Genomic DNA, 21,467 nt, shown 5'->3' with positions numbered 1-21,467 from the left:
CGTGGGGGATGGCTGTGGCGGCACTGTCGCACCCCCGATGGGGGTCGGAGGTGCGAGGCCGGGCGACCCTGGGTGGGGGCGCCCGCCCAAGCGCCGGGAACCGTGGCGCCCTTTCCTGGAGGGCGCCACGGGTCTCGGCCTCACTCGTGCCTCCCGGGTTCCCGCTCCCCGGGCCCCGCCCACCACCGGTGCGGCGACTACCGGCGCGACAGGTTGACGTCGTAGATCCGGACGGCCATCCAGCCGTCGCTCGCGCAACAGAGCCGACCGCCGTAGCCGTAGTCGTACACCTTCGCGAAATCGTTCCGGTTTCCGCAGTCGACCCGGTCCACGGCATTCGCCCCGGCCGCCGGAAGCAGCGTCGCGGCGGCGGCCGCGAGGACCACCAGCGCCCCCGCTCGACGGGCCTTTCCTTTTCCGTTCCGGTGGTCCGCCCAGGGATTTGTGCGGCGAATCATGAAACCCCTCCATCGGTAGCGGTTACGCCTCCAGGGATTTGCACGGCGGAACATCACCCGACAGTCGTTTTCCGGCCGAGCCGGGCCCTGGCGGGCGCCCCGGAAACGCCTCGGGAACGCCCTTGGAACGCCTCGACGGGGAATGCGCTAGGGTCCGAACACCCTTGCCGCGCCTGAGGATCGGAGCAGAAGATTGCCGCCTCCCGCCCGAGTCGGACGACGCACCGCTTTCGCACTGGTGACCGCCCTGTCGGTGTTATCCGCAGGTTGTTCAGGTGGCCCCTCGCACGGCTCCACGGAATCCAGTCCGCCCCCGCCCGAGGTGGTCGCGCCGACCACCCCGGAATCCGGCCGGGGCGGAATGAACGGACTCCCCTTCTCCGCTTATCGAGCGGATGACCGGATCGCCGCCAAGGAGATTCAGGCGCGCAATGCGCTGACCGTCTCCCGCATGCACCGGGCCGGATTCTCCGCATTCGACGGGGCCGGCCTTCAGCCAGCGCAGCCGCCGGACGACGCGACCGCGCTGCCGGCCGGCGCCTGGGGGTACCTGGGGGCGGAGGCCGCGGCCTCGCTGGGCTTCCACCCGCCGAAGCGGACGCTCCCCCGGCCGACCGCCGCCCCGGCCGACGCCGGCGAGGCGTACGACGCCGCCCGGGTGGACTGCGACCAGCAGGCGATGGAGCGGCTCGGCTCGCCGCAGGGGCCGGGCGCCGAGCTGGTCGGCCGGCTGTTCGACGAGTCGCTGAAGGCCGTCGGCCGGGACGACCGGGTGGTGGCGGCGACCCGGCAGTGGTCCGCCTGCATGGCGACGGCCGGCTTCGAGGCGGCGGCCCCGGGGAAACTGTCGCAGCGGTTCCAGGGCACGCCCGAGATCACCGGGGTCGAGCTGGCCACCGCCCGGGCCGACGCCGACTGCACCGCGAGGACCAACCTGGCCGGCCTCTGGTTCGCCGTCCTGGCCGGCTACCAGCGCCAGCTGATCGACCGCAACGCGCAGGCCCTGGCCGCCCAGCGGGAGGCGGTCAGGGCCCAGGACGCGAAGCTCACCCGGCTGATCGCGGGCGAGCCGCCGGCGTAGGCGCCGGCGCGATGGTCAGCGGCGCCGGTAGCTCACCGTGTTCGGGGGGGCGTAGCCGACACCGTCGTCCACGATGACGATCTTCGGGATGACCCGGGTCTCGTCCTCCGGCTCCTTCTCGGCGCCTTCGCCGTCCTCGTCGGCAGCCGCCGACCGGGGCGGTCCGACCGGCTTCGGCGGCGCCGCGGCCGGCACGACCGGACCGGTCGCCACCGCACCGGCGGGCGCCTTGCCCGCGGACGCACCGGACGCGCCGGACGCGCCGGACCCAACGGGCCCAGCGGACACACCGGACCCAGCGGACGCACCGGACGCGCTGGAACCACTCGCGCCCCCGGAGCCGGAGACCCCGCCCACGACCGGCATCCGCGGCCCGGCCACGGACTTCTCCCGCGCCGCCGGTGCGACGGCCTTCCGCAGGTCGGCCACCGCGATCTCACCGGTGTCCGCCTCCGAGTCCACCGGCGCCGCGTCGGCGACCGCGTCCTCGACCGGCGCGGTGGCCGCCGCCAGCTGGTCCGGCTCGATGGCGCCGACCGCGGCGCCGGTGAGCGAGGCCAGGGTGGCCTTGATGTGGTCCAGGTGCTTCTGCACGGTCTCCAGGCGGCCGTCGAACTCGCCCTGCTCGCGCTCACTCGCCGCGTTGATCCGCTCGGCCTCCCGGCGGGCCTGTTCGATCAGCTGGTCGGCCTTGGCCTGGGCGTCGGTCTCCAGCTGCTTGATCCGGCCGAGCACGGTCTCCCGGTGCTGCTCGGCCTCCTTGACCCGGCGCTCGGCGGTCGCGGAGACCTGGGCGTCCTCGGCGTCGGCCTTGGTCTGGGCCTGGGCGAAGGTCTCGTCGGCCTTGCGGCGCAGTTCGGCGAGCGTGGCCTCGGCCTGCTCGCCGGCCTCGGCGGCGGCCACCCGCACCTTGGCGGCGTAGGAGGTGGCGGCGTCCCGGGCGCCGCGGCTCTCCCGGTCAGCGTCGGCCCGGATGCCCTCGGCCTCGGCACGGGTGCGCTCGTCGGTGCGCCGGGCGGCCTGGTCGGCCTCGGAGCGGGTGGTGGCGGCGTACTCCTTGGCGGCGTGCTCGAGCGCCTGGCCGGCCTCGTAGACCTCGTCCCGGAGGTCCTCGGCGAAGCGCTCGGCCTTCTCCCGGACGGCGCTCGCCTCGTTCTGGGCCATCACCGCCAGTCCGGCGGCCTGTTCGCTGAGCACCTCGTAGTCGGGCTCCGGGGCGTCCTCGGCGGCCCGACGGATGTCGGCCAGCCGGGTCTCCATCTGCCGGAGCCCGGCGCCGAGGACGCTCAGCCGCTCCCACGCCTCGTCGCGCTGCGCGGTGAGGGCGGTGAGGGCTCGGTCGACCTGCTCGGGCGCGTAACCGCGCCGGGCAGCGGTGAAGCCGTACTCGGGGACGGCATCGCTCATGGGCTCTTCCCCTCATGTCGCGGGCTGCGGAGCCCATGATCGGACGGAACGGACGGATCCGGAACCGGTTCGGCGGCCGGGGCTGAAATCGGACGCCTGGCGGACCGGAATACGTCGAGGACCGGACGAATAGACCCATCCTCTTGACCTATTTTGCGCAGATCGGGGCGAAACCCCAACGAGGCACAGCCACGACGGCATGCCGGAGGGGTCGTTCCGAACACCGGAACGACCCCTCCTCACCTGCGAGGATCCATGACGACCAGCTACAGCAGGCCGTCCCAGAACTGCTCCAGCAGCACGGCCCACCACGTGTCCGCGGTCTGCAGGGCCGCCGGGTCGATCGCGGCGAGCTGCGCCTGGAAGTCGGTCGTCCAGCGACCGGCCTGGTCCGGCGTCAGCCCGTACCGCAGTCGCCACATCCGGCCCAGCAGGGCCATCGCGCGGACGAACTCCGGTACACCCGTGTTGACGAACCGGGGCGGCTGGCCGGTTCCGTCGACGTCCACGGCGACCACGTTCGCGGTGCCGTACTGGACGCAGAGCTGGCGGCCGTAGTCGTTGCCGAGCACCAGGTAGCCGCCGAAGTCCGGGGCCGCGGGCAGACCGCGCTCGGCGGCCAGCTCGGCGAGCGTCGGGATCGGCCGGCCCTCCTGCGCCTGCGCCCAGAAGAACGGGCCGAAGTCGCGCGGCAGCCCCGCCCACATCAGGGACTGCGACACCGGCTCGGGCACGCCCTGGCGGGAGACCGCGCGCTGCTCGTAGCGGAACACGTTCTGGCCGAAGGCCGCCCCGAGCTCCTGGGCGAGCTGCTGCGGCGGGAGCGGCGGCAGCGGCTGGACCGTCCCCGGCGCGGGCGGCGGCACCCGGAACGGGCGGACCCGCTGGGCCCCGGAGGCCAGCTGGTGGAGCTCGTCCAGGTGGTCGAGCAGCTCGGCCATCCCGGCCTGCCGGGACGCGTGGTCGCGGCCGTAGGCGGCGGTGTGGGTGAGCCGGACGTTCGGCCAGGACGCGGCGATCATGCGGTTGCAGTAGCCGCCCGGCAGGTCGCACGACTCCAGCTCGGTGTAGAGCTCCAGCACCTGCTCCGGCGGCACGTTCAGCCGCCGCAGGTCCTGCAGGATCTTCCACTCCGGGTGCGGGGTGCCGGGCTCGCTGCGGTGCAGCAGCTTCTGCTCGGAGCCGTCCGGGCCCCGGTAGCTGAGCGCGGCGAAGTAGCCGGGGCCGACCGCCGGCACCCCCGGCGGAACGGCAGCGCCCTGCGGCACGCCGGGCGCCGGCGGGACGGCCGGGGCCGCGCCGCCCGCGTTCGGGTAGCCGTACCCGGCCGCGGGCGCGACGGGGGCCGCCGGACCGCCGGGCGGCGGCGGGACGGCGGGGCCGCCGGACGGCGGGGTGCCCGGGTCGGCCGGTACGGCGCCCAGCAGCGCCGGGTCGATCGCGCCGGCCAGCTGGGTCGCCTCGTACGCCACACCGGCGGCGGGCGCGGCCTGCGGAACCGGGGCGGGCGCCGGGGCGACGGCCCCGCGCAGGCCCGCCGGAGGCGGGGGCGGCGGGGTCGACCCGGCCGCGCGGCCGCCGGGGCCGGCGGCGGGCGCGCCGGAACCCGGGGTGTGCCGCAGCTCGGCGGGCGGGGGCGGCGGCGGGGCGGAGCCCGGGTTGCGGCCGAGCGCGACGCCGTGCGCGGCACCCGGACCGGGCGCGCCACCGCGCAGCGCGGCCGGTGGGGGCGGCGGCGGGGCCGACCCCGGGTTGCGGCCGAGCCCACCCTGCGGCGCCCCACCCGGCGCCGGGGCCGCGGGCGCCCCGGGGGCCCCGGGGGCCGGGGCACCGGGCAGACCGCCCAGGCCTGGCAGACCGCCGGGCGTGGCGAGCATGGTCGGCGCATGCTCCGCCGGCGCGGCCGCAGCGGGGGGCGCGGTCGGCTGCGGGGCCGCGGCGGGCGGGGCCAGTACGGTCGGCGCCTGCTCCGCCCCGCCGGGCGGCCCGGACGGCGCACCCGGCAGGCCCATCAGCCCCGGCATGGCGTCCGGCGACGCGAGCAGCGTCGGCGCGGGCTCCACGGCTGCGGGCGGCTGGACGGCTGCGGGCGGCTGCGGGGCGGCGGGCACGGGCGCCTGGGCCCGGGCGGCGCGCGGCGGGACCGGCGGCATGCCGTAGCCGCCCTCCGGCGGCATCAGCATGGTCGCGGCCTCGGCCCCGGCCGGCGCGGGCGCGTCGGGCACGTCGGAGCCGGTGGTCCGCAGGCCCTCGGGCATCAGAACGGTGGCCGCCTCGGCCCCGGCTGGCGGCACCGGCACGGGAGCCGGACCCTGCGACGGAACGGCAGGACCGGCAGGACCGGCAGGACCGGAGGGCGGAGCGAGCATGGTCGGCGCGTCCCCGGCGGGCCGGTCGGAGACCGGCGGCGCGGCCAGGACGGCTGGCGCGACCGGCACGGGCGACTCGGTCACCGGAGCAGCGGAAGCAACCGGAGCAACCGGAGCAGCGGCAGCCGGAGCCCCCGGGGCGCCCGGGGCGCCCAGCCGCTCCGCCTCCGCCGCGATCGCCGCGGCCCCCGCCTCCTGCAGCCACTGCGGCGGGCTGAGCAGGAAGGACGTCGCCTCGACCGGCCCGGGCGCGGGCTTCGCCGCCCCCGCCGGGTTGGCCGCGACCGGCCGCCCGTACGCCTCCTCGTACTGCCGGACCACCTCGTTGACGGGCAGCGCGGGCCAGAGCGTGGTCGCGCCGGAGTCCCGGGCGATCACCAGTCGCGCCTCACCGGCCGACCCGTCCCCCGCGCCCGACGGCCCCGGTGTCCCGTCCCCGGGGGCCACCGCCCAGCAGACGAAGCCCAGGTCGAACTCCCGGACCCGCACCTCGCGCTGCTGCGGCTGCGGCACCCCGTCGTTGATCCACTCCTCGGCGAGCTCCTGCGCCTGCGCGTACGTCACCACGCCCGGTTCACCCCTGTCCCCATCCTCGTCGTCCCCGCTCGTTCCACCGCCGCGGCCACGTCAGTCCACCGGGACGGCCCGGGCGAACCCGCCGTCCACCATCAGCTCCGCGACCGTCTCCAGCTCCGGCGGGCCGCCGGCCAGCCGCAGCAGGAAGGCGTCGAAGTCCTCGCCGCAGGGCAGCAGCAGCCGGGCGCAGCGGTCCTCCGGGGCCTCCGGCGCGCCGGTGTCGCGGGCGTCGTCGTACAGGTGGAACCAGACCGAGCCGGTCCGGTCGCCGCGCACCTTGAGCGCGACGATGCCGCCCTGCGCGTAGGCGACGCCCAGGTAGTCCTTGGTGAGGTGGTCGCGCAGGCACTTGTTGGCGTACACGACGTCCTGGGTGCCGTACTCCTCGCTGAGGGTGAGGAAGGGCTGGTCGAGCAGCATGCCGAGCTCGGTGTCCAGCGCCACCCCGACCGGGGCGCGGCCGCCGCCCAGCTTGAGGAAGGTGCGGTAGGCGCCGGGCAGCCGGTAGCCGAGGCGCTCCTCGGCGCGCTGCACCAGGTCCTCGGGCACGCCGATCGGGTCGCCGCCGTCCTTGGCCAGCGAGAAGTGCACGGGCCGGCGCTCCTGCAGCGGGCGAGTGCCGCGGCGGGTGTGGTCGGCGGAGGAGGTGGCCAGGCCGGCGTGGTGCCGCAGCAGCGCCTTGACCTCGACCGGGACGAGTTCCATCCGCCGCCAGCCGGGGGCGGCCCGGCCGACCGCGTGGTGCCAGGTCCAGCCGGGCGGGGTGGCGACGGCGGTGTCCAGGTCGGCCCAGAGCGGGTGGCCCTGGGTGAACAGCGCGGCGTTGGCCGACACGTAGTCGGTCAGCCGCAGTTCGTCCACGCCGAAGCCGTCCGGCGGGTCGGCGACCTCGGCCGCGGCGGCGGCGTACGGGCCGAAGTCCGGGTAGCCGTACTCGTCCACCCGGACCCCGGCGGGGTGTCGCTCCGCGCGGACCGGGTCCGGGAACTGCACCACCTGACCTGCGTACGCCGCGTTCGGTGCGGCGGCGACGCCGGGCCGACCTGTCGTCATCTGGGAGCCCCCACTGGCTGCTGCAAATTCTCGGTGCGCTTGCTGGACACCAGCGTAGGGGGTCGCCCCCGGGCCCGGGCCCCCGCCCGGGGAGAAGGGGAGCCGTCAGAACCGGTGCCCGAGCGCCCCCGCCAGCACCCCGGCCACCCGGGTCTGCTGCGCCTCGGTGAGGTGCGGGTGCAGCGGCAGGCTGAGCAGTTCGCGGGCGGCCCGCTCGGCCACCGGGAACGCCCCGGCGCGGTGGCCGAGGTGACGGAACGCGGGCTGCAGGTGGACCGGGACGGGGTAGTGCACCCCGGCGCCGATCCCGGCGGCGTGCAGCGCGGCGAGGACCGCGTCGCGGTCCCGGCCGGGGCCGATCCGCACCGCGTACAGGTGCCAGACGTGCTCGTTGCCGGGTGCGGTGCGCGGCAGGGTGAGGCCGTCGAGGCCGCCGAGCAGGGCGTCGTAGCGGGCGGCGGCGGCCCGGCGGGCGGCGTTCCAGGCGGGCAGCCGGCGCAGCTTGGCCCGCAGTACGACGGCCTGCAGCGCGTCCATCCGGGAGTTGAAGCCGAACCGCTCGTGCCGGTACTTCTCGCGGGCGCCGTGGTCGCCGATCAGCCGGACGGCGGCGGCGAGTTCGTCGTCGTCGGTGAGCACGGCCCCGGCGTCGCCGTAGCCGCCGAGGTTCTTGCCCGGGTAGAAGCTGGTGGCCGCGATCCGCCCGTAGCCGGTGCGGCCGTGCTGCCGGGCGCCCTGGGACTGCGCCGCGTCCTCCACCACCGGCCGTCCGTCGGCCAGTTCCAGCAGCGGCCCCATCGGGGCGAGCTGGCCGTTCAGGTGGACGGGCAGCAGCGCGACCGCGCCGGGCAGCGCCCCGGCGGCCCGCTCGGGGTCGATCAGCAGGTGCACCGGGTCGGCGTCGACCAGCACCGGGCGCAGCCCGGCCCGCTGCACGGCCTCGGCGGTGGCGACGAAGGTGTTGGCGGGCAGCACGACCCCGCCGCCGGGCGGCAGGTCGAGGGCGCGCAGGGCGAGTTCGAGGGCGTCGGTGCCGTTGCCGGCGCCCACGCAGTGCCGGGCACCGGTGAAGTCGGCGTACTCCCGCTCGAAGCCCGCCACTTCGGGGCCCTTGACGTAGCCGCCGGAGGCGAGCACCCGGTCGAAGCCGGCCCGGACCTCGGCCGCGACCTCGGCGTGCGCGGCCGCCAGGTCGACCAGCGGGATCGGGTCGGCCGGCGGGATCTCGGCGCTCACCGGACGGCCGCCCGCTCCCCGGACCCCACCGGGACGGTGGCGCCGCCGAGTTCGAGGCTGAGCGAGGCCGCCTCCAGCAGCTGGAGCACCCGCACCCCGGCCCGGCCGTCGGTGAGCGGGGCCCGGCGCTCGGTGATCGCGGCGGCGAACTCGGCCATCACGTTGCGCAGCGCCTCCTGCTCGACCAGTGCGGGCGCGACCATCTCGCCGACCCGGTAGGAGATCAGCGCCCGGTGCCGGATCGCGTCGGTCAGTTCGTCGGGCGGGGTGAGGTCGACGCCGCGGTCGTGCACGGCCAGCCGGGCCTGCGGGTTGAGGTCGTCCCAGACCAGGGTGCGCCGGGAGCCGCCGATCAGCGTGGTGCGGACCTTCGTCGGGGAGAGCCAGTTGACGTGGCAGTGGGCCAGCGCGCCGTTGCTCAGCCGGACCGTCAGGTACGCCACGCAGGCCCGTCCGGCGCCGATCGGGTCGGCGCCCTGGGCGGACACCCCGACCGGTTCGACGCCGGGCGGCAGCACGAAGTCGAGGATCGACAGGTCGTGCGGGGCGAGGTCCCACAGCACGTCCACGTCGGGTTGCACCAGGCCGAGGTTGATCCGCACCGAGTCGAAGAACTGGACGTCGCCGATCTCGCCGCCGTGCACCAGCTCGCGGATCCGGCGCACCACCGGGGTGTAGCAGAAGGTGTGGTCGCACATCAGCACCAGCCCGCTGCGCTCGGCCAGGTCGACCAGTTCGGCGGCCTCGGCGGCGGAGGTGGTGATCGGCTTCTCCACCAGCACGTGCTTGCCGGCCTCCAGCGCGGCCCGCACCAGCCGGTAGTGCGCGGCCGCGGGCGTGGCCACCGCGACCGCCCCGACCCGCTCGTCGTCGAGCACCCGCCGGTAGGAGCCGGTCGCCCGGACCGTGCTGTACTCCCCCAGCACGGTACGGGCCTTGGCCTCGTCCAGGTCGCACAGCCAGTGCAGCCGCAGCGCCGGGGTGTGCTGCGCGTTGCGGACCAGCTTCGGGCCCCAGTAGCCGGCCCCGACCACGGCGAGCCCGACCGGGCGTTCCGGCGCCGGCCGGGGCGGCTCGCCCGGCGTGGGCACGTGCCCACCGGGCGCCTGGTTGGCGGCCTGCGCGTCCCAGGCCCCCGACCGCCGCTGCGGTCCGGTCGGACCGGGCTGCTCCGACGTCATCCACGAGCCCCTTCGCTCCGCCGCCGGGGCGGGCGCGGGCCCACCCCGGCGGCCCCAACGTCCGGCGCGGGCACCGGGACCGGCCCCGTCCGCACGTCCGCGGACGGTCGGCCGGATCCCCTTCGGCCTCGCTGCCGGAACGGTACCGGCCGCGCCCCCGGCCCCGGGGCGGTTTCGGGAAATCGGCGGACAAGTCGTGACGGCGGTGTGCGGATCCGGCCCCGGTCCAGCGAGGATCGGGTGACGACCCGGCCGGTCCCGCACGGTCGTTCGTCCGCCCCCGCACCCCGGTTGTGCGGATGTCGGTGTCGTTTGACAGGCTTGCCCCGGACCGTCCCACCGGTCCTTCCGTCAGCGGGAACAGAGGAGGAGGACGACGCATGACCACCGGTGAGCCCGCGGGCCCGCCCGTGCTGCGCCACCACCGCGACAGCCTGCTGCCCGCCGTCGCCGCCGCGCTGTCGCTCAAGGGCGGCGAGGTGCACACCCTGGCCGGGGACAAGGACGCCCGTCGGCCGGTCCTGCACCCGCTGGTCGGCGAGTTCCTGGACACGCTGCCCGTCGAGGCGCGCGAGCGGTTCACCGGCCGCTGCCCGGAGGCCGTCCTGCTCTCCCAGTACCTGGCCACGGTCGACGGCCGGCGCTCCAAGCGCGCCGCCCGCAAGCCGATGACCCTGCACGAGGCCCGCAAGGCGCTCAAGGGCTCCCGGATGACGACGGTGCGCATCCGGGAGGAGGGCGACCCGGCACACGGCACGCACGCCCCGCCGTGCCGTTCCTGCGCCCCGATGCTGGAGCACTTCACCGTGCAGAGCGTCGCCGTCGGGCCGCCCGCGCCCTGACCGCGCCCTCGTACGCCCCCTGTCCCCGAGCCCTGGAGTCCGCCCTGAACCCGCCCAGTCCGCCCCCGCCGCCGGCCACCCTGTCCGCCGCCCCCGCCGGGCGGACCCGCCCGCGCTTCCCCGCCGACGTCGCCGCCGAGCTCAAGGCGGCCGGCTGGCACCCGGGCCGCTGGCAGATACGGCAGGCCGAGGAGTGGGCCGACGCCCTGGTCGGGTACGGCGGGCCGTCCGGTCTGCGGCACGCGGTGTTCCCGGCGGCGGTGGAGGCCTGGGCCGAGTTCGGCGGCCTCGCCTTCGACCTGGCCGGCCCGGGACGCCAGCTGGCCCGCACCCCGTTCCTGATCGACCCGCTGTGCGGGCTGCACCAGCCGCGCACCCTGCTCGACCTCGGCCGCGCCCTGGACACCCGGCTCGCGCCGCTCGGCGAGGAGGCGTACGGGCAGGCGCTGCTGGCCGTCGACGAGGAGGGCCGGGTCTACAGCCTGGACCACACCGGCGAGTGGTTCCTCGGCCACGGCATCGACCAGGCCGTCACCACCCTGGTCCTGGGCACCGCCCCGGAGCGGCTGCGCACCGCCGACGGGTCCTGACGGCGGTCCGCCGGGCCCCGGGGCGCTCCGCCGACGCGCGCCCGGGGCGAGTCCTCGGACCCGCCCCGGCGGCGCGTCACCGCAGCCGTTCGGCCCGGACGGCCAGCCGGGACGGCAGCACCGCCTCGACCCGGAACCCGCCGTCCGCCTCCGGCCCGGAGGAGAAGGTGCCGCCCAACGCGATCACCCGCTCCCGCATCCCGACCAGCCCGTTGCCGCCGCTGGGCAGCTTCGCCGCGCCCCCGCCGCCGCCCGGGCAGGCGTTCACCACGCTCACCCGCACCCCGTTGGGCGCGTACGCGAGCAGGACGGACACCTGTGCGCCGCCGGCGTGCTTGTGCGCGTTGGTCAGCCCCTCCTGGACGACCCGGTAGGCGGTCTGCTCGGCCTCGCCGGTGAACTCCTGCCGGCTGCCGCTGACGGTCAGCGTCACCGCCATCCCCGCCGCCCGGGACTGGTCGACCAGCCGCGGCAGCCCGGCCAGCGAGTCCGGCTCCGGCTGGCGCTCGTCGTCCATCCGGAGCACGCCGAGGATCTCCCGCAGCTCGTTCAGCGCCTGCCGCCCGACCTCGCCCATCAGCTTGGCGCTCTGCGCGGCCTTCTCCGGGTCCTTGGCGACGATCCGCTCCAGCGCCCCGGCGTGCACCACCATCAGGGACACCCGGTGCGCCACCACGTCGTGCATCTCCCGGGCGATCCGGGTGCGCTCCTCCAGCCGGGCCCGGCGGGCGCGCTCCTGGGCCTGCTCGGCCAGCAGGTCCAGTTCGGTCTCCAGGCCGTGCGCCCGGTCCTTGAGCGAGTCGATCAGCCGCCGCCGCGCGCCCACGTACAGCCCGGTGACCACCGGCGGGACGGTCAGGCCGACGGAGACCAGCACCGCGATCAGCACCTGGCCCCAGAGCGGCGGCTGCTCCACCGTCGTGTCGCCGGGCGTCAGCATCGACACCATCATCACGGCGACGGTCTCGGCGAAGGCCAGTGCGGACAGCGCCACCACCCGCCAGCGCCGGGTGGGCCACTCCCAGGTCGCCGCCAGCGTGTACAGCGACACCACCAGCAGCAGGACGCCCAGCATCCCCGGCATCGCCACCAGGGTCACCAGCACCGGTACGGCCGGCCAGCGGCGGCGCAGCACCAGCGAACCGCCCGCCACCGCGCCGAGCAGCGAGATGCCGACCACCCCGGCGGCGTCCAGGTGCACCCGGCCGGAGAGGAAGGCGATCGCGCTGAGCGCGCACTCCAGCGCGGCGAGCACCGCCAGCCCGATGTCCAGGAAGGCGCTGCGCGGCCGCTTCCACCACCAGAACGGCCGGACCGGCGCGCGCTCCCCAGGCGACTTGCTCATGGTCGACAGCCTAAGCGGCAACCCCCTCCCCTCCCCACCGGGATTGCCCCCGACACCTCGCCAGGCTCCCAAGTGGTCCAGACCACATGCGGCCTGCGGCGTTCCTGTCCGCCATCCGGCCACCTCGCGGACAGCGACCGCCCCGACACCTATGCTGGTCGCGTCGGACAGCGCGGTCCGCACGCGTCACACCCGCCACACGCGGGCGGACCTGTGACGATGAGCCGTTGCCGAACCCCACCACCACAGGGAGCCAGCCGTGACCGCTCCGGTCCCCGCCCCGGCGGACAGCCCCAATGTCAACGCCGCCGGCCCAGTCGCCGACAACGCGGCCCTGCGTGCGGACATCCGCCGCCTCGGCGACCTGCTCGGCGAGACGCTGGTCCGCCAGGAAGGCCCCCAGCTACTGGGCCTGGTCGAACAGGTCCGCCTGCTCAGCCGGACCGACGGCGAGGCCACCGCCGAACTCCTCTCCGACATCGACCTGGACACCGCCGCCAAGCTGGTCCGGGCCTTCTCCACCTACTTCCACCTCGCCAACGTCACCGAACAGGTGCACCGCGGCCGCGAGTTCGCCACCCGCCGCGCCCGGGAGGGCTCGCTGCTCGCCCAGACCGCCGACCAGCTCGCCGAGGCCGACCCCAAGCACCTCGAGAACACCCTGGCCCACCTCGCGGTCCGCCCGGTCTTCACCGCCCACCCCACCGAGGCCGCCCGCCGCAGCGTCCTCAACAAGCTGCGCCGCATCGGCGAACTCCTCGACCGCATCCACCGCGAGGAGATCGCCGCCGGCCTCTCCCAGGCCGACCCGGCCCGCACCAGCAGCGCCCGCCGCCAGGCCGACCGCCGCCTCGCCGAGGTCATCGACCTGCTCTGGCAGACCGACGAGCTGCGCATCGCCCGCCCCGAGCCCACCGACGAGGCCCGCAACGCCGTCTACTACCTGGACGAGCTCTACCGCGACGCCGTCCCCCAGGTCCTGGAGGAGCTGCACGAGGAGCTCGGCCGGGTCGGCCTCACCCTGCCCGACGGCGTCCGCCCGCTCACCTTCGGCACCTGGATCGGCGGCGACCGCGACGGCAACCCCAACGTGACCCCGCAGGTCACCTGGGACGTCCTCAACCTCCAGCACGAGTACGGCATCAAGGACGCCCTGGCCGCCGTCGACGACCTGCGCGGCACCCTCTCCACCTCCGAGCGGCTGGCCGGCGCCTCGGTCGAGCTGCTCGCCTCGCTCAACACCGACCTGCACCAGCTCCCCGAGCTCAGCCCCCGCTACAAGCGGATGAACGCCGAGGAGCCCTACCGCCTCAAGGCCACCTGCGTCCGGCTCAAGCTGGAGAACACCCGCGAGCGGCTCGCCCAGGGCACCCCGCACGTCGAGGGCCGCGACTACCTCGGCACCCGCGAGCTGATCACCGACCTGCGGCTCATCCAGGACTCCCTGCGCTCCCACCGCGGCGAGCTGATCGCCGACGGCCGCCTCGCCCGCGCCATCCGCACCATCGAGGCCTTCGGCCTCCAGCTCGCCACCATGGACGTCCGCGAGCACGCCGAGGCCCACCACCACGCCCTCGGCCAGCTCTTCGACCGCCTCGGCGAGGAGGCCTGGCGCTACGCCGACATGCCCCGCGAGTACCGGCAGAAGCTGCTCGCCAAGGAACTCCGCTCGCGCCGCCCGCTCGCCCCCACCCCGGCCCCGCTGGACGCCGCCGGCACCAAGACCCTCGGCGTCTTCAACACCATCCGCGAGGGCTTCGAGCGCTTCGGCGACGAGATCGTCGAGAGCTACATCATCTCCATGTGCCAGGGCGCCGACGACGTCTTCGCCGCCACCGTCCTGGCCCGCGAGGCCGGCCTGATCGACCTGCACGGCGGCATCGCCAAGATCGGCATCGTGCCGCTGCTGGAGACCACCGAGGAGCTCCAGAAGGCCGACCTCATCCTCGACGAGATGCTGTCCGACCCCTCCTACCGGCTGCTCGTCTCGCTGCGCGGCGACGTCCAGGAGGTCATGCTCGGCTACTCCGACTCCTCCAAGTTCGGCGGCATCACCACCTCCCAGTGGGAGATCCACCGCGCCCAGCGCCGGCTGCGCGACGTCGCCCACCGCTACGGCATCCGGCTGCGCCTCTTCCACGGCCGCGGCGGCACCGTCGGCCGCGGCGGCGGCCCCTCCCACGAGGCCATCCTGGCCCAGCCCTGGGGCACCCTGGAGGGCGAGATCAAGGTCACCGAGCAGGGCGAGGTCATCTCCGACAAGTACCTGCTCCCCTCCCTCGCCCGGGAGAACCTGGAGCTGACCATCTCCGCCACCCTCTCCGCCTCCGCGCTGCACACCGCCCCGCGCCAGGCCCCCGAGGAGCTGGCCCGCTGGGACGCCGCGATGGACCGGGTCTCCGAGGCCGCCCACACCGCCTACCGCGCCCTGGTCGAGCAGGACGACCTGCCGAAGTACTTCTTCGCCGCCACCCCGGTCGACCAGCTCGCCTCGCTGCACCTGGGCTCCCGCCCGTCCCGCCGCCCCGACTCCGGCGCCGGCCTCGACGGCCTGCGGGCCATCCCGTGGGTCTTCGGCTGGACCCAGTCCCGCCAGATCGTCCCCGGCTGGTACGGCGTCGGCTCCGGCCTCGCCGCCGCCCGCGCGGCCGGCCTCGGCGACGTGCTCGACGAGATGCACGGCCAGTGGCACTTCTTCCGCAACTTCCTGTCCAACGTCGCCATGACGCTGGCCAAGACCGACCTGCGGATCGCCCGCCACTACGTCGAGCAGCTGGTGCCCGCCGAACTGCACCACGTCTTCGACCAGATCGTCACCGAGCACGACCTCACCCTGCGCGAGGTGCTCCGGCTCACCGGCGAGGGCGAACTGCTGGAGCACAACCCGGTGCTCAAGCAGACCTTCACCGTCCGCGACGCCTACCTCGACCCGATCTCCTACCTCCAGGTCGCGCTGCTGCGCCGCCAGCGCGAGGAGGTCGCGACCGGCCGCCACGAGGACCCGCTGCGCGCCCGCGCACTGCTGCTGACCGTCAACGGCATCGCCGCCGGCCTGCGCAACACCGGCTGACGCCGCGCCCGTACGGGACAGGGCCGCCGTCCACCTTCCCGGGTGGGCGGCGGCCCTGTCCCGTACCGGAAGGGCCCGGGGCACGCGAAAGGGCCGGCGCCCACTTCCGTGGACGACCGGCCCGGTGTCGTGGAACCGCGCGGGCGGCTACTCGCCCGGCTCGCCCGCGCGCCGGCGCTTCAGCCACAGCGCGGCGCCGCCGGCCGCGACCACCAGGCCGCCGCCGACCGCCAGCAACCCGGCGTCCGGGCCCATCGACTCGCCGAGCAGCGGCCCGAACTGCGCCGCCGCAGGATCCGGGGAGACCCCCGGATCCGGCTCGGCCACCGCGTCGGCGTGCGCCACCGCGCCGCCCGAGAGCAGCACCCCGGCCGCCCCCAGCGCACCGGCCGTACCGACCCGCCGCCCGAGCTGCTTCAGTCGGACCACCCGGAGCCGCCGCAGTCGGCGGACCGGACGAAAACCCCGCATCGAGAACTCCCCAGGACTCGTTCGCGTACCAGGCCGACGCTATCCGATCCCGCACGGGCTTCTCACACGGATTCAGGTGTGGACCGGCAAGCGTTGTACGACTGTTGCGTACCACCGCTCCCGGACTTGATGGAGCATCAGGAGTTGTAGGTGCCCTGCGCCCGCTCCAGCCCCTCGGACAGCAGCGCCTCCACCGCGTCCGCCGAACGGTCCACGAACCACTCCAGTTCCTTGCGCTCGGCGCCGGAGAAGTCCTTCAGCACGAAGTCCGCGACCTCCATCCGGCCCGGCGGCCGGCCGATCCCGCACCGCACCCGGTAGTAGTCCGGCCCCAGCGACTTGGTGATCGACTTCAGCCCGTTGTGGCCGTTGTCCCCGCCGCCCAGCTTGAGGCGCAGCGCCGCGTAGTCGATGTCCAGCTCGTCGTGGACGGCGACCAGCGCCGAGGCCGGCGCCTTGTAGAAGTCCCGCAGCGCCGTCACCGGGCCGCCGGAGAGGTTCATGAACGACATCGGCTTGGCCAGCACCACCCGGCGGCCGGACAGCCGCCCCTCGGCCACCTGCGCCCGGCTCTTGTGCGCCTTGAACTTCGCGCCCATCCGCTGCGCCAGCAGGTCCGCCACCATGAACCCGATGTTGTGCCGGTTCCGGGCGTACTGCTCGCCCGGGTTGCCCAGCCCCACCACCAGCCAGGGACCCTCGTACTCGTCAGCCATGCCCTCTCTCCTCCTGTGCGCGCTCTACGTCATCTTCCCGGACACACCGCTGCCCCGGCCGCTCCGACGGGAGCGACCGGGGCAGCGGTCACAGCTGGTGGCGCGAGGCTCAGGCCTCGGTGCCCTCGGCCTCGGCGGCCGCGTCCTCGGCCGGGGCGGCCTGGGCGCCGATGACCTGCAGCACGACGGCGTCGGCGTCGACGGCCAGGGTGACGCCGGCCGGCAGGACGATGTCCTTGGCCAGGACGGAGGCGCCGGACTCCAGGCCCTCGACCGAGACGGTGACCGACTCGGGCAGGTGGGTGGCCTCGGCCTCGATCGGCAGCGAGTTGAGGACGTGCTCCAGCAGGTTGCCGCCGGGGGCCAGCTCGCCCTCGGTGAGGACCGGGATCTCGACGGTGACCTTCTCGCCGCGCTTGACCAGCAGCAGGTCGACGTGCTCGATGGTGCGCTTGATGGCCTCGCGCTGGACGGCCTTGGGCAGCACGTACTCGTCCTTGCCCTCGATCGGCACGACCAGCAGGGCGTTCGGGGTCTTGAGGGCCATCATCAGGTCGTGGCCGGGCAGGTTCAGGTGAACCGGGGCGTGGCCGTGGCCGTAGACGACACCGGGGACGAAGCCGGCACGGCGGGCGCGACGGGCGGCACCCTTGCCGAACTCGGAACGGGTCTCAGCGGCGATGCGGATCTCGGACACGACTGCACTCCTCGGGAAGACTGGCGCGGGGGTGCAGGCAACGCGAAAAACCGCCGGGACCACACCCTCAGTACGTTCGGGGGTCACTCGGCGGTAACGGCCTCTGCCGGCGGACGGGAATCCGACACCGGCAGCGCGTCGATCACGGAGCGGGCACCCGGCAAGCAGGCACACGGCATCCCTCGCCGAGCAGTTTCACGAGTCTAACCGCATGAACGGCCTCCCGTGAAATCGGCGGCGGCCCCGGTCCGATCCGGACCGGGGCCGCCGCCGTGGGGCTTCGTCAGTGCACGCCCTCGAAGAGGCTCGTGACCGAACCCTCCTCGAACACCTCGCGGATCGCGGCCGCGATCGAGGGGGCGATGGACAGCGTGGTGATCTTGTCCAGCTGGAGCTGCGCCGGGGTCGGCAGCGTGTTGGTGAACACGAACTCGCTCACCCGCGAGTTCTTCAGCCGGTCCGCGGCCGGGCCGGAGAGCACGCCGTGGGTGGCCGCCACCAGGACGTCCGCCGCACCGTTGTCGAACAGCGCGTCGGCCGCGGCGCAGATCGTGCCGGCGGTGTCGATCATGTCGTCGACCAGGACGCACACCCGGTCCTTGACGTCACCGACGACCTCGGCCGACAGGATGGTGTTGGCCTGGGTCATGTCACGGCGCTTGTGGATGATCGCCAGCGGCGCGTCCAGCCGGTCGCACCACTGGTCGGCCACCTTCACCCGGCCGGCGTCCGGCGACACGATGGTCAGCTTGGAGCGGTCCACCTTCCCGCCCACGTAGTCCGCCAGCATCGGCAGCGCGAACAGGTGGTCCACCGGGCCGTCGAAGAAGCCCTGGATCTGCGCGGTGTGCAGGTCCACGGCCATCAGCCGGTCGGCACCCGCCTGGCGCAGCAGGTCGGCGACCAGGCGCGCCGAGATGGGCTCGCGGCCCAGGTGCTTCTTGTCCTGGCGGGCGTACCCGTAGAACGGCAGGATCGCGGTGATGCTCTTGGCGGAGGCCCGCTTCAGAGCATCGATCATGATCAGCTGCTCCATGATCCACTGGTTGATGGGAGCCGTGTGGCTCTGCATCACGAAGCAGTCCGCACCGCGGGCCGAGTCCAGGAAGCGGACGTAGATCTCACCGTTGGCGAAGTCCAGGGCCTTGGTCGGGACGAGCTCGGTCCCGAGCGCCTCGGCCACCTCCCTCGCCAGTTCCGGGTGGGCACGGCCGGAGAAGAGCTTCAGTTTCTTCTCACCCGACGTCGTGATCCCGCTCACTGCACCGTCTCCTCGCGTTGCTGACGCTGAACCCCGTCATCCCGTGCGGGCAGGCGCAGCCGGCTCGCACGAGGGGTCGGGGGAATTGTCGGTACGCCTGGACACGGGCCGTAAGCCCAGTGGCGCACGTATGTCCCCAAGGTTACGCGCCCACGCAGAAACCGTCCGCCCCGGGCCGTCCCTCGGGCGCCGCCCGCCCCGTCAGGCGTCCGCGGCCCCGCCCGTCGCGGCCTTCGCGGCCTGCGCGGAGGTGGTCCCCGGGCGCTTGCGCTCCACCCAGCCCTCGATGTTGCGCTGGTGCGCCCGGCTCACTCCGAGCGCGCCCGGCGGGACGTCGGTGGTGACCACCGAACCGGCCGCGGTGTAGGCACCGTCCCCGATCGTCACCGGGGCGATGAACATGTTGTCGGAGCCGGTGCGGCAGTGCGCACCGATCACCGTGCGGTGCTTGTTGACGCCGTCGTAGTTCACGGTGACCGAGGCCGCGCCGACGTTGGTGCCCTCGCCGATCGTGGCGTCGCCGATGTAGGAGAGGTGCGGCACCTTGGCGCCCTCGCCCAGCTCGGAGTTCTTCACCTCGACGTAGGTGCCGACCTTCGCCTTGCGGGCCAGCTTGGCCCCCGGCCGCAGGTAGGCGTACGGGCCGGCGGTGGCCAGCTCGCCCACCTCGGCGCGGTCCGCCGTGGTGTTGCTCACACGGGCACCGGCGCCGATCAGGGTGTCGGTCAGGGTCGAGTTCGGGCCGACCTCGCAGCCCTCGCCCAGGTGGGTGGCGCCCTGCAGCTGGGTGTTCGGCAGCACGACGGCGTCCGGCTCGTACGTCACCTGCACGTCGATCCAGGTGGTCGCCGGGTCCACCACGGTGACGCCGGCCCGCATCGCCCGCTCCAGCAGGCGGTCGTTCAGCAGCCGGCGGGCCTGCGCCAGCTGCACCCGGTCGTTGATGCCCAGGATGTCCCGGTGGTCCTCCGCGACCACGGCGCCCACCCGGTGCCCGGCAGTGCGCAGGATCTCCAGGGTGTCGGTCAGGTACTCCTCGCCCTGCGAGTTGTCCGTGGTGAGCTCGGCCAGCGCCTCGGCCAGCAGCTTGGCGTCGAAGGCGAAGACGCCCGAGTTGATCTCGGCGATCGAGCGCTGGACGGCGGTGGCGTCCCGCTCCTCGACGATCGCGGCGACGGTGCCGTCCTCGTCCCGCAGGATCCGGCCGTAGCCGAAGGGCTCGGGGACGACGGCGGTCAGCACGGTGACCCCGTTGTCCTGGTCGGTGTGGGCCTTCGCCAGACGGCGCAGCGTGGCCCCGGTGAGCAGCGGGGAGTCCCCGGCGGTGACGATCACCGTGCCGTCCAGCACCACGCCGTCGGCGGCCAGCGCCTCCAGCGCCGTGCGCACCGCGTGCCCGGTGCCCTTCTGGTCCTCCTGCACCACCGGGCGGGCCGCCGGGTAGTGCGCCGCGAGGTGTTCCTGGACCTGCTCCCGCTGGTGTCCGACCACCACGACGAGCTGCTCCGGCGTCAGTTCGCAGGCCGCCGAGACGGAATGGCCCACCAGCGACCGGCCGCACACCTCGTGCAGCACCTTGGGCAGCTTGTTCGACTTCATCCGGGTCCCGCCACCGGCGGCGAGCACGACAACGGCGGCAAGCGAATTGGCACCCATGCGGGGAGGCTCCTCGGTCGGTTCACTGAGCGGGCAGAACGGGCCCGGCCCGGACCGAGGCCGGTCGCCATTCGCACAGTCCGCCGAGCAGCACCGACAATACCGGCGGTTCGGCAGTACGCCCGAACCCGAGGCGTGCAAAGGCTCCGCCGCTAGGATTCGAACCCAGACAAAGGCCTCCAAAGGGCCCTGTGCTGCCATTACACCACGGCGGATGGTTGCTCAGACCCTACCCGAGTCGACCCTGCCGTGGGTATCAACTGCCGCGATCCGCGGGCCCCGATCCACCGGGGACGGTCGAACAAGCCGGGCCGCCGGTTCATCCATCCAGTCGGGTGAATTCACTCAAGCGCCGTGCGGCGGCGTGTTCCCTTCGCCACGGAGCGCAACCTACGATGCCGTAGGTTACGCCAACGTAGCCTCCGCTCCTCTCCCGCACAGGGATGCCGCAAGGGGACACTCATGACCGCCAAGGCCGGCGAACCGGGCGCGGGGACCGCCGCGCTTCCCACCGAATCACCCGATCCCACCGACACCGCCGCCACGCAGCTGTCCGCCACCCGCGGCGGGGAGAAGCAGGGCCTCGCCGAACGGCTCGCGCTCGGACTGTTCATCCTCCTGCCGTTCGCCGCGCTGCTGGCCGCCGTACCGGTGGCCTGGGGGTGGGGGCTGGGGTGGACGGACGCGGCGATCGCCGTCACCATGTACTTCCTCACCTGCCACGGCATCACCGTCGGTTACCACCGCTACTTCACCCACAGCGCCTTCAAGGCCAACCGCCCGATGCGGCTCGCCCTCGCGATCGCCGGCAGCCTGGCGGTCGAGGGCCCGCTGGTGCGCTGGGTGGCCGACCACCGCAAGCACCACCGGTTCAGCGACAAGGACGGCGACCCGCACTCGCCGTGGCGCTACGGGGAGAGCCTCCCGGCCCTGCTCAAGGGCCTGTGGTGGGCGCACATGGGCTGGATGTTCGACGAGGAGCAGACCTCGCAGCTCACGTACGCGCCGGACCTCGTCCGCGATCCGGCCATACGGCGGATCTCCCGGCTGTTCTGGCTCTGGACGATGATCTCCCTGCTGCTCCCCCCGCTGGTCGGCGGGCTGGTGACGCTGTCCTGGTCGGGCGCGCTGTCCGCCTTCTTCTGGGGGTCGCTGGTCCGGGTGGCCCTGCTGCACCACGTCACCTGGTCGATCAACTCGATCTGCCACGCCGTCGGCCGGCGCCCGTTCCGCTCCCGGGACCGCTCGGGCAACGTCTGGTGGCTCGCGGTGCTCTCCTGCGGCGAGTCCTGGCACAACCTGCACCACGCGGACCCGACGGCCGCCCGGCACGGGGTGCTGCGCGGGCAGATCGACTCCTCGGCCCGGCTGATCCGCTGGTTCGAGCTGGCCGGCTGGGTCCGGGACGTCCGTTGGCCGGACGCGCAGCGGATCGCCGCCCGCCGCGCCGCATGACGC

At 74.5% G+C, this 21,467-nt stretch carries 17 protein-coding genes and 1 tRNA gene; 5 read left to right on the top strand and 13 right to left on the bottom strand.

Annotated elements, in window-relative coordinates; genetic code table 11:
• Window positions 1-197 precede the first annotated feature (197 nt).
• A complete protein-coding gene (locus tag ACIPLC_RS29965; RefSeq protein WP_400476152.1) occupies window positions 198-458 on the bottom strand; it encodes a hypothetical protein in 261 nt (86 codons plus the stop codon).
• 361 nt (window positions 459-819) lie between these two features.
• On the opposite strand from ACIPLC_RS29965, the gene ACIPLC_RS29960 reads away from it, so the two are divergent.
• On the top strand, window positions 820-1,539 hold the full coding sequence (locus ACIPLC_RS29960; protein WP_400476151.1) for a hypothetical protein: 720 nt from the start codon (window positions 820-822) through the stop codon (window positions 1,537-1,539).
• A gap of 15 nt (window positions 1,540-1,554) precedes the next feature.
• On the opposite strand, the gene ACIPLC_RS29955 is transcribed toward ACIPLC_RS29960, so the two are convergent.
• The 5 genes from ACIPLC_RS29955 to ACIPLC_RS29935 form a co-directional block, all read right to left on the bottom strand.
• Window positions 1,555-2,946, bottom strand: coding sequence for a hypothetical protein (locus ACIPLC_RS29955; RefSeq protein ID WP_400476150.1), 1,392 nt, complete (start codon window positions 2,944-2,946; stop codon window positions 1,555-1,557).
• Window positions 2,947-3,212: 266 nt separating this feature from the next.
• Window positions 3,213-5,882, bottom strand: coding sequence for an SUKH-4 family immunity protein (locus ACIPLC_RS29950; RefSeq protein ID WP_400476149.1), 2,670 nt, complete (start codon window positions 5,880-5,882; stop codon window positions 3,213-3,215).
• 60 nt (window positions 5,883-5,942) lie between these two features.
• Window positions 5,943-6,944: an SMI1/KNR4 family protein gene (locus tag ACIPLC_RS29945; RefSeq protein WP_400476148.1), complete on the bottom strand. Its 1,002-nt coding sequence runs from the start codon at window positions 6,942-6,944 to the stop codon at window positions 5,943-5,945.
• A gap of 105 nt (window positions 6,945-7,049) precedes the next feature.
• On the bottom strand, window positions 7,050-8,180 hold the full coding sequence (locus tag ACIPLC_RS29940) for a DegT/DnrJ/EryC1/StrS family aminotransferase (RefSeq protein WP_400476147.1): 1,131 nt from the start codon (window positions 8,178-8,180) through the stop codon (window positions 7,050-7,052).
• Window positions 8,177-9,361 carry a Gfo/Idh/MocA family protein gene (locus tag ACIPLC_RS29935; protein ID WP_400476146.1) on the bottom strand — a complete coding sequence of 395 codons (1,185 nt, stop codon included), beginning with the start codon at window positions 9,359-9,361 and terminating at the stop codon, window positions 8,177-8,179. The genes ACIPLC_RS29940 and ACIPLC_RS29935 overlap by 4 nt, the downstream gene beginning before the upstream one ends.
• A 380-nt stretch (window positions 9,362-9,741) precedes the next feature.
• On the opposite strand from ACIPLC_RS29935, the gene ACIPLC_RS29930 reads away from it, so the two are divergent.
• Entirely contained in the window at window positions 9,742-10,203 is a 462-nt protein-coding gene (locus tag ACIPLC_RS29930; protein ID WP_400476145.1) for a YwqJ-related putative deaminase, read from the top strand.
• An 80-nt stretch (window positions 10,204-10,283) separates the two neighbouring features.
• The gene (locus tag ACIPLC_RS29925; RefSeq protein WP_400476162.1) at window positions 10,284-10,793 is read left to right on the top strand and encodes an SUKH-3 domain-containing protein; all 510 of its coding nucleotides are present in this window, start codon (window positions 10,284-10,286) and stop codon (window positions 10,791-10,793) included.
• A 76-nt stretch (window positions 10,794-10,869) separates the two neighbouring features.
• Here ACIPLC_RS29925 and ACIPLC_RS29920 read toward each other — a convergent pair whose 3' ends face one another.
• On the bottom strand, window positions 10,870-12,138 hold the full coding sequence (locus ACIPLC_RS29920) for a sensor histidine kinase (protein WP_400476144.1): 1,269 nt from the start codon (window positions 12,136-12,138) through the stop codon (window positions 10,870-10,872).
• A 334-nt stretch (window positions 12,139-12,472) separates the two neighbouring features.
• Here ACIPLC_RS29920 and ppc point away from each other — a divergent pair, with 334 nt between their 5' ends.
• The gene (ppc, locus tag ACIPLC_RS29915; RefSeq protein ID WP_400476161.1) at window positions 12,473-15,208 is read left to right on the top strand and encodes a phosphoenolpyruvate carboxylase; all 2,736 of its coding nucleotides are present in this window, start codon (window positions 12,473-12,475) and stop codon (window positions 15,206-15,208) included.
• 147 nt (window positions 15,209-15,355) lie between these two features.
• Here the strand turns inward: ppc and ACIPLC_RS29910 are convergent, their stop codons facing one another.
• The 6 genes from ACIPLC_RS29910 to ACIPLC_RS29885 all read right to left on the bottom strand — a co-directional run bounded on the left by ACIPLC_RS29910 (window position 15,356) and on the right by ACIPLC_RS29885 (window position 20,224).
• A complete protein-coding gene (locus ACIPLC_RS29910) occupies window positions 15,356-15,679 on the bottom strand; it encodes a hypothetical protein (RefSeq protein ID WP_400476143.1) in 324 nt (107 codons plus the stop codon).
• 137 nt (window positions 15,680-15,816) lie between these two features.
• Window positions 15,817-16,395 carry an aminoacyl-tRNA hydrolase gene (pth, locus tag ACIPLC_RS29905; RefSeq protein ID WP_400476142.1) on the bottom strand — a complete coding sequence of 193 codons (579 nt, stop codon included), beginning with the start codon at window positions 16,393-16,395 and terminating at the stop codon, window positions 15,817-15,819.
• 109 nt (window positions 16,396-16,504) lie between these two features.
• On the bottom strand, window positions 16,505-17,092 hold the full coding sequence (locus tag ACIPLC_RS29900; protein WP_400476141.1) for a 50S ribosomal protein L25/general stress protein Ctc: 588 nt from the start codon (window positions 17,090-17,092) through the stop codon (window positions 16,505-16,507).
• Window positions 17,093-17,375: 283 nt separating this feature from the next.
• Window positions 17,376-18,353 (bottom strand): ribose-phosphate diphosphokinase, encoded by a 978-nt coding sequence (locus ACIPLC_RS29895; RefSeq protein ID WP_400476140.1) that lies wholly within the window; start codon window positions 18,351-18,353, stop codon window positions 17,376-17,378.
• A gap of 201 nt (window positions 18,354-18,554) precedes the next feature.
• Window positions 18,555-20,009, bottom strand: coding sequence for a bifunctional UDP-N-acetylglucosamine diphosphorylase/glucosamine-1-phosphate N-acetyltransferase GlmU (gene glmU / locus ACIPLC_RS29890; protein ID WP_400476139.1), 1,455 nt, complete (start codon window positions 20,007-20,009; stop codon window positions 18,555-18,557).
• 144 nt (window positions 20,010-20,153) lie between these two features.
• Window positions 20,154-20,224, bottom strand: a tRNA-Gln gene (locus tag ACIPLC_RS29885).
• 247 nt (window positions 20,225-20,471) lie between these two features.
• Here ACIPLC_RS29885 and ACIPLC_RS29880 point away from each other — a divergent pair.
• Window positions 20,472-21,464 (top strand): acyl-CoA desaturase, encoded by a 993-nt coding sequence (locus ACIPLC_RS29880; protein ID WP_400476138.1) that lies wholly within the window; start codon window positions 20,472-20,474, stop codon window positions 21,462-21,464.
• The last annotated feature ends 3 nt before the right edge of the window (window positions 21,465-21,467 follow it).

Origin of the sequence: Kitasatospora sp. NPDC086801 (genome assembly GCF_044745805.1) — a bacterium.
Lineage (GTDB): Bacteria > Actinomycetota > Actinomycetes > Streptomycetales > Streptomycetaceae > Kitasatospora.
Note: the sequence above shows the minus strand (reverse complement) of the source record. Positions and strands in the feature narration are given on the sequence as shown.

Coding starts and splice junctions, on each gene's coding strand:
- glmU (WP_400476139.1), bottom strand. CDS start 20,009: ATGGGTGCCAATTCGCTTGCCGCCGTTGTCGTGCTCGCCGCCGGTGGC.
- ACIPLC_RS29910 (WP_400476143.1), bottom strand. CDS start 15,679: ATGCGGGGTTTTCGTCCGGTCCGCCGACTGCGGCGGCTCCGGGTGGTC.
- ACIPLC_RS29960 (WP_400476151.1), top strand. CDS start 820: ATGAACGGACTCCCCTTCTCCGCTTATCGAGCGGATGACCGGATCGCC.
- pth (WP_400476142.1), bottom strand. CDS start 16,395: ATGGCTGACGAGTACGAGGGTCCCTGGCTGGTGGTGGGGCTGGGCAAC.
- ACIPLC_RS29945 (WP_400476148.1), bottom strand. CDS start 6,944: ATGACGACAGGTCGGCCCGGCGTCGCCGCCGCACCGAACGCGGCGTAC.
- ACIPLC_RS29965 (WP_400476152.1), bottom strand. CDS start 458: ATGATTCGCCGCACAAATCCCTGGGCGGACCACCGGAACGGAAAAGGA.
- ACIPLC_RS29930 (WP_400476145.1), top strand. CDS start 9,742: ATGACCACCGGTGAGCCCGCGGGCCCGCCCGTGCTGCGCCACCACCGC.
- ACIPLC_RS29880 (WP_400476138.1), top strand. CDS start 20,472: ATGACCGCCAAGGCCGGCGAACCGGGCGCGGGGACCGCCGCGCTTCCC.
- ACIPLC_RS29955 (WP_400476150.1), bottom strand. CDS start 2,946: ATGAGCGATGCCGTCCCCGAGTACGGCTTCACCGCTGCCCGGCGCGGT.
- ACIPLC_RS29935 (WP_400476146.1), bottom strand. CDS start 9,361: ATGACGTCGGAGCAGCCCGGTCCGACCGGACCGCAGCGGCGGTCGGGG.
- ACIPLC_RS29920 (WP_400476144.1), bottom strand. CDS start 12,138: ATGAGCAAGTCGCCTGGGGAGCGCGCGCCGGTCCGGCCGTTCTGGTGG.